This is a genomic window from Streptomyces sp. NPDC031121, from assembly GCF_055570615.1.
The window spans coordinates 280,523-297,410 of record NZ_JBVIGV010000008.1; the positions used below are offsets into that span (position 1 = coordinate 280,523).

Below are 16,888 nucleotides of genomic sequence, written 5' to 3' on the forward strand. Positions count from 1 at the left end.
CACCCCGCACCCCGCCGCCACCCCGGACCCGGACCCGGACCAGGGCCCCGCGCGGGCCGCTGCCGCCCGCATGCCCGCGCTGTACCTCAGCCACGGCGCGCCGCCCCTGGCCGACGACCCGGTCTGGCCCGCCGAGCTGGCCGCCTGGTCCGCCGCCCTGCCGCGCCCGCGCGCCGTCCTGGTGGTCTCCGCCCACTGGGAGGAGGCGCCACTGGCCCTCGGCGCCACCGGGACCGTCCCGCTCGTGTACGACTTCTGGGGCTTCCCCGAGCACTACTACCGGGTCCGTTACGGGGCCCCCGGCGCCCCGGAGCTGGCCGCGTCCGTACGGGCGCTGCTGCGCGGCCCCGGCACGCCGGTCCAGGACGTCCCGGACCGGGGCCTCGACCACGGGGCGTACGTGCCCCTCGTCGAGATGTACCCGGACGCCGACGTGCCGGTCCTCCAGGTCTCCATGCCGACTCTCGACCCCAAGCGGCTGATGGGGATCGGCCGCCGGCTCGCCCCGCTGCGCGACGAGGGCGTGCTGATCGTCGGCAGCGGCTTCTTCACCCACAACCTGGCCGCGCTCCGGCACACCGGGCCCGGCGTCCCCGCCTGGTCGGCCGAGTTCGACGCGTGGGGCCGGGAGGCCCTCGACGCGGGCGACGTCGACGCCCTGCTCGACTTCGAGGCCAAGGCGCCGGCCGGCCGCCTGGCCCACCCGCGCACCGAGCACTTCGCGCCGCTCTTCGTCACCCTCGGCGCCGCGGACGCCGCCGGCGACCTCGGCCGCCGCTCCGACGCGGTGGACGGCTTCTGGATGGGCCTGTCGAAGCGCTCCGTCCAGTTCGGCTGACCGGCCCGCGGCAGGTGCCGGCGGGGCGCCTTACGGGCCCCCGGGCGCGGATCCGCGGGCCCGGGGGCGGCGCGGGGCAACCGGACGCGCCCGGACGGCGTCTCCAGGGGCGGGGGCGACGGCCCGGGGCAGCGCCGCTCCGAAGCGGCCCGGCCCCGCTCTGACCTGCATCTCTTCGCGATCCGGAAACGCCGCCGCACCTCGCCCGGCCAGAGCGGCGGGGCAGGATACTGCAAGATCGCGAAAAACATCGACCGGCCTGGGAATTCTGTCCCGATTCCAGTCGTTGTTTCCATCGGAAGCGGGCACTCGGGAGAGTGTCCGGGGACGCGCAGCCGCGTTCCAGCAGCCGCACCGCGACCTAACACTTTGCAAGGGAGCACGCATGGCAACCCGCGCCGTCGCCCGCAACGAGTCCACGGGCAGCGCCCGCGCAGCGGGCGGGGAGATCGCCGACCGCGACCTGGTCGGCATGTACCTGGACGAGATCGCGCGCACCCCGCTGCTCGACGCGGCCAAGGAAGTGGAACTCTCGCAGATCATCGAGGCCGGCGTGTACGCGCGGGAGATCCTCGAAGGCGGCGTGGAGCGCAAGGGGGCCGGCCCCTCCCGCGAGGAGCTGGAGGCCCTCGCCGCGGAAGGCGAGCGCGCCAAGGAGGTCTTCATCCGCTCCAACCTGCGCCTCGTCGTCGCCGTCGCCCGCCGCTACCCGCGCAGCGGCCTGCCCCTGCTCGACCTGATCCAGGAGGGCAACGCCGGCCTGGTGCGCGCCGTGGAGAAGTTCGACTACACCAAGGGCTTCAAGTTCTCCACGTACGCCACGTGGTGGATCCGCCAGGCCATCACCCGGTCCATCGCCGACCAGTCGCGCACCATCCGCCTGCCCGTCCACCTCGTCGAGGAGCTCGGCCGGATCCGCCGCGTCCAGCGGGAGTTCAACCGGGAGAACGGCCGCGACCCGGAGCACGCGGAGATCGCCGCCGAGCTGGACACGACCGAGCAGCGCGTGGGCGACGTCCTGGACTGGGCCCGGGACCCGGTCAGCCTGAACATGTCCGTGGACGACGAGGGCGAGACCCAGTTCGGCGACCTGCTGGAGGACACCTCCGCCATCTCCCCCGAGCAGTCCGTCCTCTCCCTGCTGCGCAGCGAGGAGCTGGAGGACCTGCTGGGCAAGCTCGACCAGCGCACGGCGTCGATCATCAAGATGCGGTACGGCATAGACGACGGCCGCGAGCGGACCCTGACGGAGGTCGGCAAGCAGCACGGCCTGACCCGCGAGCGGATCCGCCAGATCGAGAAGCACGCCCTGCTGGAGCTGAAGCGGATGGCCCACGACACCGGCTTCGACGCCGTGGCCTGACCCCGCCCGCCGCGCCGCACCCCCGCCCCCGGCCCGCCGGGGGCGGCGCCGCACCCTGCGCCGGGCCGGGCGGCCGAAGCCCGGGCGGCCCGGCGCCCAGGCGGCCAGGGGTCAGCCGGCGGGGGCCCGGCGGCAGCGGGCCAGTACCCGCCGCCCGAGGAATACGGCGCCGATCCCCAGCGGGACGGCCACGACGGCGCCCACGAGGCCGTTGCCGGTGCCAGGCCCGCCGCGGGCGGTCGCCAGGTGCAGCACCGCGAGCACCGTGCCGAGCACTCCCGTCACGACCGCCGCCGTCCCGCCGGCGCGCGTGCGCCCGGCCGGCGCCCGGCCGGCGCCGAGCCGGCGCCCGGCGGCCAGGGCCAGCCCGCCGACGGCCCACCCGACCGCCCCCGCCGCCAGGGCCAGGTTGGCTCCGGTCCGCCCATCGCCGATGATCCCGCCCTCGGCGGCAGCCACCAGCACCGCTGAAGCGCTCATACCGCTCTCCTCCTTCTGCCGTCGCCGCGCACGGCGTGCGATCGCCGTGCCCTGCGAGCATGCGCGCCGGCCCCCCTGCCGGTCGTCCGGCGGACGCGGGCACTTTCCGCTGCCGCCGCCGCGGGATACGCCTACCGCGGTGGCGGCAGGCGGCGCGCACGTACCGCAGCCGCGGTAGCCGGCCGCTCGTCCCCGAGCCCGATCCGCCCCCGGCCGCATCCGGCTACCGTGCCCCCATGGACACAGGACGGTTCCGCGTCCCGGCCGGGGCCGCCGCCGGGGCGACGGCCCTGGGCGTGGCGGCACTGCAACTGGGCTCAGGGCTGACCGGGCCGCACCCCGCCGGGTGGCGTGCGCTGCTCGGCTGCCTCCTGCTCGCGGCCGGCGGTGCGGCCCTGGCCGCGCGGCGCCCGGCCCCGCTCCCGGTCCTGGCCGCCACCGCCGCGTGCGCGGCGGGCTGGCTCGCCGCCGGGTTCGAGGTGCTCGCCGTGTCCTACCTGGTCGCGGTCTACGGCGCGGTCCGCGCCGGACACCGCAAGGCCGCCGTGGCGGTCTCGGCCGGCCTGGTCGCCGTACTCCACCTCACGGCCGCCGCCGTCCACGGCGGGCCCGTGCGCGAGGTGGTGGCGCAGGCCCGCGGCACCCTCGAACTCGCCTGGCTGATCGCCGCGTTCGCCGCGGGCGAGGCGGTGCGGCAGGCCGAGCGGCGGGCGGACCAGGCCGAGCGCACCCGCGAGGAGACCGCGCGGCGCCGGGCCGACGAGGAGCGGCTGCGCATCGCGCGGGAGCTGCACGACTCGCTCACCCACCAGATCTCGGTGATCAAGGTGCAGTCGGAGGCGGCCGTCCACGTGGCCCGGCGCCGCGGCGAGGAGGTGCCGCCGGCCCTGCTCGCGATCCGGGAGGCGGGCCGCGAGGCCGGCCGGGAGCTGCGCGCGACCCTCGAAGCGCTGCGCGCCGACGACACGGCCCCGCCGCCCGGGATCGACGACCTGCCCGCACTCGTCGAGCGGTTCCGCGCTAGCGGGAAGGGGGCCGGGACGGGGGCCGGGACCGGGACCGGGACCGGGGCCGCCCTGGAGGTGACGCTGGCGGTCGAGGGGCAGCCGTACGCCGTGCCGGCCGCGGTCGGGCGTACCGCCTACCGGATCGTCCAGGAGGCGCTCACCAACGTCGCCCGGCACGCCGCGGCCGGCACGGCCACCGTGGTCGTAGGCCACCGGCCGGGCGTTCTCGCCGTCCGCGTCGACGACGACGGCAAGGGCGCCCCGCACCCGCCGACAGGGGCCGGGCTCGGGCTGCTCGGCATGCGCGAACGCGTCACCGCCCTGGGCGGCCGCCTGCACACCGGCCCGCGCAGTACGGGCGGCTTCACCGTCCGGGCCGAACTCCCCGTGGACGGAGCCCCGTGATCCGGGTCCTGCTGGCCGACGACCAGCCCCTCATCCGCAGCGGCTTCCGCGCGCTCCTCGACCTCGAGGAGGGCATCGAGGTCGTGGGCGAGGCCGCCGACGGGCAGGAGGCCCTCGCCCTCGCCCGGGAGCAGCTGCCCGACGTCGCGCTCGTCGACATCCGGATGCCCCGCATGGACGGCATCGAGGCGACCCGGCGCATCGCCGCCGACCCGTCCCTGGCGGGCGTCCACGTCGTCATGCTGACCAACTACGGCATGGACGAGTACGTCCTCGACGCGCTGCGCGCCGGCGCCGCCGGCTTCCTGGTCAAGGACGTCCTGCCGGAGGACTTCCTGCACGCCGTGCGCGTCGCGGCCCGCGGCGACGCCCTCCTCGCGCCCGCCCTCACCCGCAGGCTCATCGACCGGTACGTCGCCCAGCCGCCGGCCGCCCCCACCGGCGGCGGGCTGGAGGAGCTGACCGGCCGCGAACGCGAGACGGTCGCCCTGGCCGCGCAGGGCCTGTCCAACGACGAGATCGCCGGCCGGCTGGTCATCAGCCCGGCGACCGCCAAGACCCACATCAACCGGGCCATGGCCAAGCTCGGCGCCCGCGACCGCGCCCAGCTCGTGGTCCTCGCCTACGAGTCCGGCCTGGTGGTCCCGCGCCGCTCCTGACCCGCCCCCGCCGTCAGCCGGTCGGCGAGGCCGCGGGCGGCGGCGGTGAGGAAGGCCGGTCCGTGCACCGTGAAGGGCAGACCCGTGAGCGCCAGTCGGGCCGCGACCCACTCCGCGGCGTCCCCGCTCTCGAACCGCGCCCGGCACCGCCCGGCGTCGCCGGGCTCCGGGGACACCTCGGCGTGCGTCTGCAGCCACGGCGGCAGCTCCTCCGCCGGCACCCCGAAGGAGACCTCCACCTCGTACGTCTCCCGCCCCCGCAGCCCCCGCCGCACGAATTCCACGGCCTCCATGGGCAGCTCCCGCGGCGTGAAGCGGGCGCCGGTCGGGAACGGGTCGGCGACCCGGTCCACCCGGAAGGTCCGCCAGTCGTCCCGCTCCAGGTCGTACGCCACCAGGTACCAGCGGCTGCCCGTGCTCACCAGCCGGTACGGCTCCACCAGCCGCTTGGTGTGCGCCCCGTCCCGGTCCCGGTAGGCGAACCGCAGCCGCTCCGGACCGGCCACCGCGGACGCCATCGCCGTCAGCGTCCGCGGGTCCACACTGGCGCCGTCCCCGCGGGTCAGGGCGATCGTCGCCGACTGCAGCGCCCCGACCCGGTGCCGCAGCCGCCCGGGCAGGACCTGCTCCAGCTTCGCGAGCGCCCGTACGGAGGCCTCCTCCACGCCCTCGATCGCGTGCCCGGCGCCGGCCCGCAGCCCCACCGCGATCGCGACGGCCTCCTCGTCGTCCAGCAGCAGCGGCGGCATCGCCGCCCCCGCCACCAGCCGGTACCCGCCCTCGGCGCCGAGGGTCGCCTCCACGGGGTAGCCGAGCTCCCGCAGCCGGTCGATGTCGCGCCGGATGGTGCGCGTACTCACTCCCAGGCGGCCGGCCAGTTCGCTGCCGGGCCACTCGCGCGGGGTCTGCAGCAGGGAGAGCAGGGTCAGGAGGCGTGCCGGAGTGTCGGTCATGGGAAACAGCCTGCCAGCGAAATAGGACACGAACGGACCTACATCCGGTCTAGGTTCTTCCCATGACCGAGACGACCACGACATCGCCCGGAACCGACGACGGGCCCGCACGAGAGAAGCGGAACACCGCCCTTCCCGACCTTTCCGACACCGCCGCCACCGCGGCCCCCGCCGCCGACCGGCGCCGCTGGCTGGCGCTCGCCATCGTGATGACCGCCGCCTTCATGGACCTGGTCGACGTCACGATCGTCAACATCGCGATACCGTCCATGCGGGGCGACTTCGGCGCCTCCACCAGCGCCATCCAGTGGATCACCGCCGGCTACGCCCTGGCCTTCGCCGCGGGCCTGATCACCGGTGGCCGTCTCGGCGACATCTACGGCCGCAAGCGGCTCTTCCTCATCGGCATCGCCGGCTTCACCGCCGCCTCGCTCCTCTGCGGCATCGCCCCGTCCCCGGACGTCCTGGTCGCCGCCCGCATCCTCCAGGGCGCGATGGCGTCCCTGATGGTCCCGCAGGTCCTGGCGATCATCCACGTCACCTTCCCGCCGCACGAGCGCGGCAAGGTCTTCGGCATGTTCGGCGCCATCGTCGGCCTCGGCGCCGTCTCCGGCCCGATGCTGGGCGCGCTGCTGACGCAGTGGAACCTCTTCGGCCTCGAATGGCGCCCGATCTTCCTGATCAACCTGCCCGTCGGCATCGCCGGCGTGCTCCTCGGCCGGGCGTTCATCACCGAGTCCAAGGCCCCGAAGGCCCTGCGCCTCGACCTCGTCGGCGTCGTCCTGGCCACCCTCGGCCTGGTCCTGCTGATCTTCCCGCTCACCCACGGCCGGGAGAACGACTGGCCGCTGTGGGGCTTCGTCTCGATGATCGCGGCGCCGTTCGTCTTCGTCGCCTTCATCGCCTACGAGGTGCACAAGACCCGCAAGGACGGCTCCCCGCTGGTCGAGCTCTCCCTGTTCAAGATCCGCAGCTTCGCGGGCGGCATCGCCGTCCAGCTCACCTTCGGCCTGGCGACCGGCATCTTCTTCCTCGTCTGGACCCTGTACATGCAGGTGGGGCTCGGCTGGAGCGCCCTGCGCGCCGGCACCACCGGCATCCCGTTCTCCATCGCCGTCTCCGTGGCCGCGGGCCTGTCCGTGCAGAAGCTGGTGCCCCGCTTCGGCCGCAAGGTCCTCCAGGCGGGCGCGCTCACCATGGCCGCGGGCATCCTGCTCTACATCTGGGAGTCCGAGCACTACGGCATGGCCATCGCCTCCTGGCAGATGGCGGCGCCGCTGGTCGTCATGGGCATCGGCATGGGCCTGATCGTCGCCCCGCTGACCGACACCGTGCTCTCCGAGGTCCCGCGCGAGCACGCCGGCTCCGCCTCCGGCATGATCAACACCACCGGGCAGATGGGCAACGCCCTCGGCCTCGGCCTCACCTCGGTCGTCTTCTTCGGGCTGATCGACGACGACACCGCCTTCGGCGCCCCGTACGTCGAGGCCTTCCGCGGCGCCCTGTGGTGGATCGCGGCCGTCCTGGTCCTGATCTTCGCCGTGATGTTCACGCTGCCCCGCAGGTCGCTCACCGCCCCGGAGGGCGGGAGCGGGCAACAGGCCGCGGACGCGGCTCCGGGCACCTTGGAAAAGCTCCCGGCGGCCTGACCCGCGCCGCCGCCTGAGACGGGCATGTCCGCTCCCGAGCGGGCATGCCCGTCCCCGTTTCGGCCGGGCCCGTCGAGCGGCCGCCCTCAGCCGTGGGCGCGGACCTCCATCGCCCCGCGGGCGGCCGCCTCCGTCGCGTACACCTCGCACATGTGGCGCCCGTCGGGCGTCGCCGTGTGCTCGACCTCCCACAGGCTGACCTCGCTCCCGTCGAGCAGCAGGAACGCGTGCTCGTACAGCCGGAAGCCGGCGTCCCGGCCGTCCGCGAGGCACTGCCGGGTGCCGAACGCCTGCGTGATCCGGTGGGCGTACGCCGAGCGCAGCAGCAGCGCAGCCTCCTCCCCGGGCCGGTCCGGGTTCTCGGCCCGCCGCAGCACCCGCCGGGCGTGGTCGGCGGACTGCTCCACCGCGTACTCCCGGTGCCGCTGCTCCGCCGCCCGCGGGCCGAACAGAGCGCCGAGCGCGGCCGCGTCCGCGTCGCCCTCCTCCTCCACCGCGGCGAACACGCCCTCCAGCGCCGGGTCGAACACCGGCTGCGCGTCGGCCGCGCCGAACAGCCGGGCCGCGGCGAGCCGGGTCTCCTCCCGGCTCGCGAACACCTCGTGCCGGATCTCCCGGTCGTGCTCGTGCCGGTGGACCAGCTCCCACAGCGAGGCCGAAGTCCCGTCGGGCAGCAGGTAGGTGTGCCGGTGGATCTCCCGCCACCGGCCCGCCGCCGGGCTGTGGGCGGTCGTGTGGAGCGAAGAACTGTGGGCGAGCGCCGACCCGAGGCGCTCGACCAACCGGTCCGGCAGGTCATAGGAGTTGAGGGCGCGGCGCAGGAGTCGCTCGAGGTGCGCCTCGGTTGTCTCGTACGGATCGCTCAAGGTGGGTCTCCAGGCCGTCGCAGCTAGTGACTTCGCGGGAGCACAACGTAGCCCCTGGTTCTGGCATCACGTCCGGGGTTCGGTAAAACGTCCGGGAAGCATCGGGGGTTCCCGCCACCTTTTCAGGTCAACTTGCTCCGGAATGAGCAGGGTTCGCCCCGGTCTGTCACGGAGCGGGGGACCATGGGCCGTATGGCAACGAAAACAGTGGGCGTCCCCCGCCAGCAGGGGCGGCCCGTCACCCGTCGGCCCAGCGAACCGGCCCCGGCCCCCCGGGGGTTGGCCTGGCTGCTCGTCCTCACCGGCGCCGCCGGGGTGCTGGCCTCCTGGGTGATCACCCTCGACAAGTTCCTCCTGCTGGAGGACCCGGACTTCAAGCCGGCGTGCAGCCTCAACCCGGTGGTCTCCTGCGGCAGCGTCATGCAGAGCGACCAGGCGGCCGTCTTCGGCTTCCCCAACCCGATGCTCGGGCTGGCCGCGTTCGGGGCCGTGGTGTGCGCGGGGGCGGGTCTGCTGGCCGGCGCGCGCTACCGCACCTGGTTCTGGCTGGGACTGAACGCCGGCTGTGCGTTCGGCGTCGGCTTCTGCACCTGGCTGATGGTGCAGTCCCTGTACGAGATCAACGCGCTGTGCCTGTGGTGCTGCCTGACGTGGGTCGCGACGCTGCTGATGTTCTGGGCGGTGACCGCGCACACCGTCCGGACGGGCGCGCTGCCCGCGCCCGCCCCCGTCCGCGGCTTCTTCGCCGAGTTCGCCTGGGCGCCGCCGGCCCTGCACATCGGCGTCATCGGCATGCTCGTCCTGACCCGGTGGTGGGACTTCTGGACGGGCTGACGGGCAGCCCGGGGCATGCAGGGGCCCCGGCGGCCGGATGGGCCGCCGGGGCCTCGTCGCGTCTCCACGGGCAGGGCCCGGGTGGCGGGGCGGGTGAGCCAGGTCAGCTGCCGACGGCGGCGTTGCCGGACAGGACCGGGATGTTGCTCAGGATGTGGGAGAGCGGCTCGTCGCCCTTGGCCTGGGTCGAGTTCTCGACGCACTGCTGGTTCATCGGGTTGGACAGGACGTTGACGTCCTGGACGCCGACGATGCCGCCGACGAGCGACTGGGTGTTGAGCTTGGCCGGCAGGCCGACGCAGGGCTTGTTGAGGGTGCCCTGGACCAGGCCGAGCTGCGGGCTCATGTCACCGGCGGTCTTCTGGTTGCCGTAGATCTGCTGGGAGCCGTTGCCGTTGACGGTGTTGATCCCGTTGTCGTTGCCGATGGCCATGGCCGGAGCGGCGGCGGCGGCGCCCGCGCCCACGGCGGCGGCGGTGACCGCGGCGGCAGTCATGATCTTCTTGAACATCGTTGGTCCTTTTGTCGCACGAGTGCCCGCTAGTGGAGCGCCCTGGTCAACTGGGCCGGCCGGGGCTTGGTTCCGCCCCTTCACTCAAACGGCCCGCTGCCGCGGGGCTTTTCCCCGGCCCGGGTGAGTGCGTTCCGGACGCCTGCGCGAAGCCCGTACGCAGCCAGCAGGAATCGCGTTCGAGTGTCCCCACCGAGGGATTGGGCTGAACAGGTCAGGCGGGGCCCGGGGCCGTGTCCGTCCGGAAGGCCGGACCGTTTTTCTCGGTGTGAGCCCCGGTCGGGGCAGAACGTCGAAACAGAAGGTGCAGCTCCCATGAACTCTGCCAAGAAGGCCGCCCTGGTCCTGGCCTCCGCCGGTCTCGCCGCGGCGGGCGCCACCGGTACCGCCCTCGCCGACGCCGCGGCCGACGGTGCGGCCGTGGGCTCGCCCGGCGTGCTCTCGGGCAACCTCCTGCAGGTCCCGGTCGACGTCCCGGTGAACGTCTGCGGCAACACCGTGAGCCCCATCGGCCTGCTGAACCCGGTGTTCGGCAACACCTGCGTCAACGCCTGACGCAGACGCCAGCAGGACATGCGCCCGTGGGCGCCACCGGCCTCGCCGGTGGCGCCCACGGTGCGTTGCGGGGGCCGCGGATCAGGACGCGCCGCCGTTGAGCTGGACGCCGCCGAGCAGCGGGGAGGCCTGGGTGGCCCCGTTGGCCAGGCCGAGGAGCTCGCCCGGGGCGTTGTTGCGGACCTTGTTGAGCTGCTGGGCCGTTCCCACCACCTTGTCCACGGCCTCCCCCTGCTCGGCGATGCCGTTGCCCACGGTCGTCGGGAGCTGCTGCGTGACGGGCGCGAGCGCGTCGAAGGCCTCGGTGGCACCGCCCGTCAGGCTCATGGGGGGCATCGCGGCCGGGTTCTCGGCGGCGAACGCACCCGTGGACGCGCCGAGGGCGGCAACGGAGCCGGCAAGGACCGCGGCGACCTTCGTGAGCTTCATTTTCGAAATCCTTTTCCAGCGGTGACCGTCGCACCGCTTTCGCCCTGCACAACGATTCCCCGCCGCCGCGGAAACGCGTGCGAGCGCACGGCGACGGCCGGAGAATCCGGCAGGGGATTCTCCGGCCGTGCTCTACCGCAATGACCGGTGGGGGCGGATCAGGCGGTACGGGACCTGCGGTACAGGATTGCGCCGCCGAGGACGAGCGCCGAGGCGAGGATCGCCGCGGCACCCGTCTGGCCCGCGCCGGTCTCGGCGAGCACCGGGGCGGTGGCGAAGGCGGCGGCGGGCGCCGGGACGGGCGCCGCGGCGGGCGGGGTGCCGGGTGCCCACGCGGCGGGGGCGGGGGCGGGGAGCGGCTCCGGCGCGGGGGCGGGCGCCGGCAGCGGCCGGGGGGCCTCCGCGACGGGCGGCACCTCGGGGACGGGCTGGGGCAGCGGCCTCGGTTCGGGCTCCGGCATCGGGAGCGGCGCCGGCTGCTCCGCGCCCGGCCCCGGGTCGGGCTGCGGCAGCGGCTTCGGTCCGGGCTCGGGTTCCGGCTGGGGCTGCGGCGGTGCCGGGTGCGGGGCGGGAGGCGGCGCGGGGTGGCCCTGCGGGTGGTCGTCGCACTCCTCCTCGGGTCCGCCGTGCCGGACCTCCTCGGCCCGCGGGGCCGCGTGCTTGGGCGCCGCGTGCTTCGGAGCCCGGTGGCGGCCCTCGCCGGCCGTCGCCTGCCCGTCGCGGGGGCCGCCCGGCCGGGCGTGGCGCCCCTCCCGCTCCTGGAGGTAGCGCTCGAAGGCCTCGGCGTGCTCCGGGCTCAGGTGGCGGCCGTGGTCCCGGTGGGCGTGGTGGGCGCCCGAACCGCTGGAGTTGACGCAGGTGTTGCCGAACGCCGGGTTCAGTGCCGCGGCGCCGTCCACGCTGTTGCCGCACACGTTCGGCGAGAGGGTGATCGGTACCGAGACGCTGTTGCCGGACAGCACCCCCGGGGAGTGCGCGGCTTCCGCCACCGCCCCGGGGTGCGCGGAGGCCGCGCCCGTCGCGATCGACAGCAGGCTCGAGGCGGCCGCGGCCGTGAGCACTCCCTTGCCCAGTACCTGTCGGCTCAGTACCTGTCGCATGGGTCCTTCCCTGTTCTACCGGCGCGGGGCCGGTGCTGAATCGAAGGTGGCCTCGGAGTGCACCGCCGTGCACTCCGAGGCCACCCCGAGGAGTCCGCCCCTGTGGGGCGCTGACGTACGTCAGTCGTTGACGCAGGTGTTGCCGAACACCGGGTTCAGCAGGCCGGTGGTGTTCAGGCTGTTGCCGCAGACGTTCACCGGGACGTGGATGGGGACCTGGATGAGGTTGCCCGAGGCCACACCGGGGGAGCCGACGGCCTGCCCCTCGGCAGCCGCGTCGGCCATGGCGGGCGAGGCGGCACCGGCGGCCATGAGAGCGCCGGCGGCCAGCACCACTGCCTTCTTGTACGTCATCTGAATTCGATCCTTTCCGGCAGGGGCTCGTCCCCTGCAGAAACAACAACGAGCGGGAGGGGGTAAGGAAACCCCTGTTTTTTCGGTCCGCTTTCCGTGGATTTCTCCGGGTGTCCGGAGGGGAATTGCGGGCGTTATCCACCGCGCCCGTCCCAGTCCGCGGGAGGGTCCGGACGCGGCGAGGCCGCCACGCCCCGGGAGGTGCGGCGGCCTCGGTCGCGCCGGGGCGGTCAGCTGCCGGTGGAGGCGTTCCCGGAGAGGATCGGGATGTTGTCCAGGATGTGCGAAAGCGGCTCGTCGCCCTTCGTCTGGGTGGAGTTCTCGACGCACTGCTGGTTCATCGGGTTGGACAGGATCGGGACGTCCTGGATGCCGACGAGGCCGCCGACGAGCGACTGGGTGTTGAGCTTGGCCGGGAGGGCGATGCAGGGCTTGTTGAACGAGCCCTGGATGAGGGCCATCTGCGGGCTCATGTTGCCGTAGGTGGCCTGGTTGCCGTAGATCTGCGAGGCGCCGTTGCCGTTGACGGTGTTGACACCGTTGTCGTTCCCGATGGCCATCGCCTGCGGCGCCATGGCGGCGCCGATGCCCACGACCGAGGCTGCTGCCGCTGCCGTGGCCACCATCTTCTTGATCATTGTCGTCCCTTTTTTGCAGGATTGCCCGGTGCTGGAGCATCCGGATCAACGGCCCGGCGTCGGCGCGGGTTGCGTGGCTTCACCCGGATGCCGCCGTTTCGGGCGGCGCGGTTGACGTTCGGGTGTGCGGACGGGCCGGCGCGGGTGCCGGGGGCGGAGCCGGTCCGCCCGGCGCGTCGCGGCGTCCGAGGCGGCGCCGCGCAGGTGCTCCGGCCGGGCTCCGCCATTTCCTTTCGGCCGAACGCCGGTCCACCGGATAACGACTCGCCGCCTGCGAGGGTGCGTGTTATCGCCCAAAAGGCCGTACGGGCGAGTTGGGCGTGATTCCGGACCGGATTTCTGACAAAGTGCACTCCGGTTTTGTCGTCTTGATCGAAAATGGAGACAGGGTCATGGGTTCGTCCCGCAGAATCCTCGGCGCGCTCGGCCTGCTGTCCTGCCTCGCTCTTTCGGCCAGCCTTCCCGCCTCCGCCGCCGAGGCGCCCCCGGGACCGGGGGAGGCCCCCCGGGTTCCGTTCACCCAGCGTTACCAGGCCGTGCAGCACGGCGGGCTGGTCCGGGCATCGAACTCCTCCATCGCCTGCCGCCGCCGGGAGGCGCCGGGAGCAGAGCCGTGCGCCGAGGTGGCCAAGGGGGCGGCGGGGGTGAACGGCGACTTCGAGATGTTCTACAGCGAGGTCGACAATGACCCCGACACCTACAACTCCACCCGCGCCGAACTGAAGATCCCCCGGGGCGCCCGGGTCTCCTACGCCCGCCTGTACTGGGGCGGGAACCTGCGCGTCGGCGAGCAGAAGCCGCCCGAGGACAACGGCCGCGTGCTGGTCGCCGAGCCGGGCGGCGCGTACAAGGAGGTGCTCGCCGACACGGTGATCGGGCACCGCACGGACGCCGGCAGCGACGCCTACCAGGCCTCCGCCGACGTCACGCCGATGGTGCGCAAGGGCGGAGCCGGCATGTGGACGGTCGCCCAGCTCAACATCGCCATGGGCCACTCGCCGGTGGGCGCCTGGGGCGGCTGGACGCTCGTCGTGGCATACGAGCACCCGCAGGAGCCGCTGCAGCGGATCTCGCTGTGGGACGGCTTCGAGCAGGTCGCCGCAGGAGCGGGCGAGGCCGACGGGCAGACGGTCCGCATCGAGGGCCTGGACGTGCCGGCGGGCTCCGGCGGCAAGGCCGGCCTGGTCGCGTACGACGGGGACCGCGGCATCCTCGGGGACTCACTCACCGTGACCGCCGACAGCGGCCGCCGGGTCATCGTCAGCGACGGCGAAAACCCCTTCAATGACGTCTCGAATTCCACGATCACGGAATTCGGGCGCAGTTCGTTCGTGCGACAGCCCGAACACCAGAACACTCTCGGATATGACGCGGACGTGTTCGACCTGAGTCCCGCCCTGTCCGGTGGCGCCCGCAGTCTGAACTTCACTTTCACGGGCGAGAACCAGGGTCAATTCCACGGCGTGCTCTTCGTCCAGACAGACGCGCGCCGCTGAGCGCAAGGAACCGCTCCGCGTGCCGACACAGAAGCATCCCCAGCCCTTCCCCTCCCCCCAGCCCCCCTCCGACGGGGCCCCGCTGACCGTCCTGCACCTGGTGCAGCCGGTCGACGGCGGCGTCGCCCGGGTGGTCGCCGACCTCGTACGCGCCCAGGCCGCCGCCGGGCTGCGGCCCGTCGTCGGCTGCCCGCGCGGCGGCCGCCTCGCCGACGAGGCCCGCGACGCCGGGGCCGACGTCCTCGCCTGGCGGGCCGGCCGCAACCCCGGGCCCGACCTCGCCGCCGAGGTCCTCGGCGCCCGCAGGGCCGTCCGCCGCGCCCGCCCCGACATCCTGCACGCCCACAGCGCCAAGGCCGGACTGGCCGGCCGCCTCGCCGTCCGCGGCCGGATCCCCACCGTCTTCCAGCCGCACGCCTGGTCCTTCGACGCCGTCGCCGGGACCACCGCGGCGCTCGCCCTGCGCTGGGAGCGCTTCGGGGCCCGCTGGGCCGACCGGGTGCTCTGCGTCAGCGAGGCCGAGCGCAGGGTCGGCGAGGCCGAGGGCATCGCCGCCCGCTGGTCGGTCGTCCGCAACGGCGTCGACCTGGACCACTTCCGCCCCCGCGACCCCGACCGGCCCCGCGACCGGACCGCCGCACGCACCGAACTCCCCCTGCCCGCAGCCTTCGTGGGCGACGGACCGCTCGCCGTCTGCGTCGGCCGGCTCTGCCGGCAGAAGGGCCAGGACATCCTCCTGCGCGCCTGGCGGGAGGTGCTGGGCAACGTGCCCGAGGCGCGCCTGGCGCTCGTCGGGGACGGCCCCGACACCGAGCGGCTGCGCCGGTCGGCCCCGCCCGGGGTGCTCTTCGCGGGCGGCGCCGCCGACATCCGACCGTGGCTTCGGGCCGCCGATCTCGTTGTACTGCCGTCGCGGTGGGAAGGCATGGCGCTCGCCCCGCTGGAAGCCATGGCATGCGGCCGGCCGGTCCTTGTCTCCGACGTCAGCGGTGCCCGGGAGAGCCTGCCGCCCGGCCAGGGACGGCTCTGCCTGGTGCCGCCGGAGGATCCGACGGCCCTCGCCAAGGCCCTGGGCCGGCTCCTTTCCGAGCCGCGGCTGCTCGCCGAACTCGGCGAGCAGGCCCAGCAGCACGCCCGGACCGAATTCGACGTGCGGCGGACCGCGGACGCGGTCGCGGGTCTGTACCACGAACTGCTGGGCAGGCCCCGGCCCTCGAACCAGGAGCGCATCAGCCGATGACCATGGACAGCGCACCAGCCCGGCACACCGGACAGGGCGGCACGGGGCGCGCCGGCGGCGGAGCCGGCACCGCCGCCGTCCGGCGGGCGGCCGCGGCCGCCATCCACCCCCCGCGCCGGTCCGCGGCCGAGCAGGCCCGGCCGCTGGTCCGGCCGCGGCGGCGCCACCCGCGCGACGGGATGGCCCTCCTGCTCGCCGCCGACGTCCTGGCCGCGGCCGGGGCCGCGGCAGCCGCCCCCGGGCTGGGGCTGCCGGCCGCCGCGGCCGGGCCGGTCGCCGTGCTGGCCGCGCTGCTGCACGCGCAGGGCGGGCTGTACCGGCCGCGGCTCGCGCCGTCCGCGCTGCTCGAACTGCCGGCCATGGCGGGGCGGGCCGCCGTGCTGTGGTGCGGGGTCGCCGCGGCCGTCGCGGCCGCCGACCCGCGGCGGGCGCTGGGCTGGTCGGCGCTGCTGGGCGCAGTGTGCCTGCACCTGGTGCTGACGTGCGCCGGGCGGGGGATCGCGAACGGGCTGCGGCGCCGCTCCGCCCGCCGCCGGCCCGCGTCCGCGCTGGTCGTCGGCCCGGGCGTCGGGGCGAGCGCGGTCGCGGCCGCGCTGCACGGGCGCCCCGAGTACGGGCTGCGGCCGGTCGGGCTCGCGGACACCGGGGCGGGCTCCGGCGGGGACGGGGTGACGCCGGTCCTCGCCACGCACGAGGACATCCGGCGGGCCGTCATCCAGAACTCCGTCCGGCACGCGGTGTTCACCCGGCCGCCGGAGTCCGACGAGCGCACCGCCTCCCTCGTCCGGCTCTTCCAGGACCACGGCTGCCGGCTGTGGCTCGCCGACCCTGCCGGCACCGCCAAGGTCACCGGCATGCGGGTCGCCCAACCCGCCGACCACCTGTGGGGGTACGCCGTCCAGCCGCTGCTGCGGCGCCCCGCCCGGCACGCGGAGCGGCGGGTGAAGCGGGTCATCGACGCGGTCCTCGCCGCCGTCGCGCTCGTCGCGGCCGCTCCGGTGATCGGGCTGTGCGCGCTGGCCGTACGGATCTCCGACGGGCCGGGGGTGATCTTCCGTCAGGAGCGTGTCGGCCTGAACGGGCGCCCGTTCACCCTGCTGAAGTTCCGCACCCTGCGGGCCGACGAGCACGAGTCCGCCACCCGGTGGACGGTCGCCGGCGACCACCGGATGAGCCTGGTGGGCTCGCTGCTGCGGAAGTCCTCGCTGGACGAGCTGCCGCAGCTGTGGAACGTCGTGCGCGGGGACATGAGCCTGGTCGGGCCGCGCCCGGAGCGGCCGTTCTTCGTCGCCAAGTTCGCCGCCGTCCACCCGGGTTACGAGGCGCGGCACCGGATGCCCGTCGGGATCACGGGGCTCGCCCAGATCAACGGGCTGCGCGGGGACACCTCCATCGAGGACCGGGCCCGCTTCGACAACCACTACATCGACACCTGGTCGCTGTGGCAGGACCTGTGGATCCTCGCCCGCACCGCGGCCTCCTTCTTCCGCTTCCGGCTGGGGGGCAGCTGA

18 protein-coding genes are annotated in these 16,888 nt (G+C 74.6%); 10 read left to right on the top strand and 8 right to left on the bottom strand.

Features of this window, described 5'->3' with window-relative positions:
• Window positions 1-70 precede the first annotated feature (70 nt).
• Complete coding sequence (locus ACZ462_RS17285) at window positions 71-838, top strand: dioxygenase family protein (RefSeq protein WP_467803608.1); 768 nt, start codon at window positions 71-73, stop codon at window positions 836-838.
• A 385-nt stretch (window positions 839-1,223) separates the two neighbouring features.
• Window positions 1,224-2,201 carry a sigma-70 family RNA polymerase sigma factor gene (locus ACZ462_RS17290; RefSeq protein ID WP_467803356.1) on the top strand — a complete coding sequence of 326 codons (978 nt, stop codon included), beginning with the start codon at window positions 1,224-1,226 and terminating at the stop codon, window positions 2,199-2,201.
• 111 nt (window positions 2,202-2,312) lie between these two features.
• Here the strand turns inward: ACZ462_RS17290 and ACZ462_RS17295 are convergent, their stop codons facing one another.
• Window positions 2,313-2,681, bottom strand: coding sequence for a DUF6223 family protein (locus ACZ462_RS17295; protein WP_467803354.1), 369 nt, complete (start codon window positions 2,679-2,681; stop codon window positions 2,313-2,315).
• Window positions 2,682-2,917: 236 nt separating this feature from the next.
• On the opposite strand from ACZ462_RS17295, the gene ACZ462_RS17300 reads away from it, so the two are divergent.
• Both ACZ462_RS17300 and ACZ462_RS17305 read left to right on the top strand, forming a co-directional pair.
• Window positions 2,918-4,093 (top strand): sensor histidine kinase, encoded by a 1,176-nt coding sequence (locus tag ACZ462_RS17300; protein WP_467803353.1) that lies wholly within the window; start codon window positions 2,918-2,920, stop codon window positions 4,091-4,093.
• On the top strand, window positions 4,090-4,752 hold the full coding sequence (locus tag ACZ462_RS17305) for a response regulator (RefSeq protein WP_467803352.1): 663 nt from the start codon (window positions 4,090-4,092) through the stop codon (window positions 4,750-4,752). Before ACZ462_RS17300 ends, ACZ462_RS17305 begins: the two co-directional genes overlap by 4 nt.
• On the opposite strand, the gene ACZ462_RS17310 is transcribed toward ACZ462_RS17305, so the two are convergent.
• Window positions 4,716-5,705: a helix-turn-helix transcriptional regulator gene (locus ACZ462_RS17310; protein ID WP_467803351.1), complete on the bottom strand. Its 990-nt coding sequence runs from the start codon at window positions 5,703-5,705 to the stop codon at window positions 4,716-4,718. The two genes, ACZ462_RS17305 and ACZ462_RS17310, sit on opposite strands and share 37 nt — an antisense overlap.
• 62 nt (window positions 5,706-5,767) lie before the next feature.
• Between ACZ462_RS17310 and ACZ462_RS17315 the strand changes: the two genes are divergently transcribed.
• Window positions 5,768-7,354: an MFS transporter gene (locus ACZ462_RS17315; RefSeq protein ID WP_467803350.1), complete on the top strand. Its 1,587-nt coding sequence runs from the start codon at window positions 5,768-5,770 to the stop codon at window positions 7,352-7,354.
• A gap of 86 nt (window positions 7,355-7,440) precedes the next feature.
• Here ACZ462_RS17315 and ACZ462_RS17320 read toward each other — a convergent pair whose 3' ends face one another.
• Window positions 7,441-8,220 carry a DUF6227 family protein gene (locus ACZ462_RS17320; protein WP_467803348.1) on the bottom strand — a complete coding sequence of 260 codons (780 nt, stop codon included), beginning with the start codon at window positions 8,218-8,220 and terminating at the stop codon, window positions 7,441-7,443.
• Between the two features lie 192 nt (window positions 8,221-8,412).
• Here ACZ462_RS17320 and ACZ462_RS17325 point away from each other — a divergent pair, with 192 nt between their 5' ends.
• On the top strand, window positions 8,413-9,054 hold the full coding sequence (locus tag ACZ462_RS17325) for a vitamin K epoxide reductase family protein (RefSeq protein WP_467803346.1): 642 nt from the start codon (window positions 8,413-8,415) through the stop codon (window positions 9,052-9,054).
• A gap of 103 nt (window positions 9,055-9,157) precedes the next feature.
• On the opposite strand, the gene ACZ462_RS17330 is transcribed toward ACZ462_RS17325, so the two are convergent.
• Window positions 9,158-9,565: a rodlin gene (locus ACZ462_RS17330; protein ID WP_467803345.1), complete on the bottom strand. Its 408-nt coding sequence runs from the start codon at window positions 9,563-9,565 to the stop codon at window positions 9,158-9,160.
• A gap of 315 nt (window positions 9,566-9,880) precedes the next feature.
• On the opposite strand from ACZ462_RS17330, the gene ACZ462_RS17335 reads away from it, so the two are divergent.
• Window positions 9,881-10,120, top strand: a complete 240-nt coding sequence (locus ACZ462_RS17335) for a chaplin (protein ID WP_467803343.1) — start codon at window positions 9,881-9,883, stop codon at window positions 10,118-10,120.
• Window positions 10,121-10,201: 81 nt separating this feature from the next.
• Here ACZ462_RS17335 and ACZ462_RS17340 read toward each other — a convergent pair whose 3' ends face one another.
• The 4 genes from ACZ462_RS17340 to ACZ462_RS17355 all read right to left on the bottom strand — a co-directional run bounded on the left by ACZ462_RS17340 (window position 10,202) and on the right by ACZ462_RS17355 (window position 12,641).
• On the bottom strand, window positions 10,202-10,549 hold the full coding sequence (locus ACZ462_RS17340; protein WP_467803342.1) for a hypothetical protein: 348 nt from the start codon (window positions 10,547-10,549) through the stop codon (window positions 10,202-10,204).
• Window positions 10,550-10,707: 158 nt separating this feature from the next.
• On the bottom strand, window positions 10,708-11,649 hold the full coding sequence (locus ACZ462_RS17345) for a chaplin (protein WP_467803340.1): 942 nt from the start codon (window positions 11,647-11,649) through the stop codon (window positions 10,708-10,710).
• Between the two features lie 120 nt (window positions 11,650-11,769).
• Window positions 11,770-12,003: a chaplin gene (locus ACZ462_RS17350; RefSeq protein ID WP_467803339.1), complete on the bottom strand. Its 234-nt coding sequence runs from the start codon at window positions 12,001-12,003 to the stop codon at window positions 11,770-11,772.
• A gap of 230 nt (window positions 12,004-12,233) precedes the next feature.
• Window positions 12,234-12,641: a rodlin gene (locus ACZ462_RS17355; protein ID WP_467803337.1), complete on the bottom strand. Its 408-nt coding sequence runs from the start codon at window positions 12,639-12,641 to the stop codon at window positions 12,234-12,236.
• 392 nt (window positions 12,642-13,033) lie between these two features.
• Between ACZ462_RS17355 and ACZ462_RS17360 the strand changes: the two genes are divergently transcribed.
• From ACZ462_RS17360 to ACZ462_RS17370, 3 genes are read left to right on the top strand one after another with little or no spacing between them, the layout of a single operon-like run.
• A complete protein-coding gene (locus tag ACZ462_RS17360; RefSeq protein WP_467803336.1) occupies window positions 13,034-14,137 on the top strand; it encodes a DUF3344 domain-containing protein in 1,104 nt (367 codons plus the stop codon).
• 19 nt (window positions 14,138-14,156) lie between these two features.
• On the top strand, window positions 14,157-15,377 hold the full coding sequence (locus ACZ462_RS17365; protein WP_467803335.1) for a glycosyltransferase: 1,221 nt from the start codon (window positions 14,157-14,159) through the stop codon (window positions 15,375-15,377).
• Window positions 15,374-16,888 carry an exopolysaccharide biosynthesis polyprenyl glycosylphosphotransferase gene (locus ACZ462_RS17370; RefSeq protein ID WP_467803333.1) on the top strand — a complete coding sequence of 505 codons (1,515 nt, stop codon included), beginning with the start codon at window positions 15,374-15,376 and terminating at the stop codon, window positions 16,886-16,888. Before ACZ462_RS17365 ends, ACZ462_RS17370 begins: the two co-directional genes overlap by 4 nt.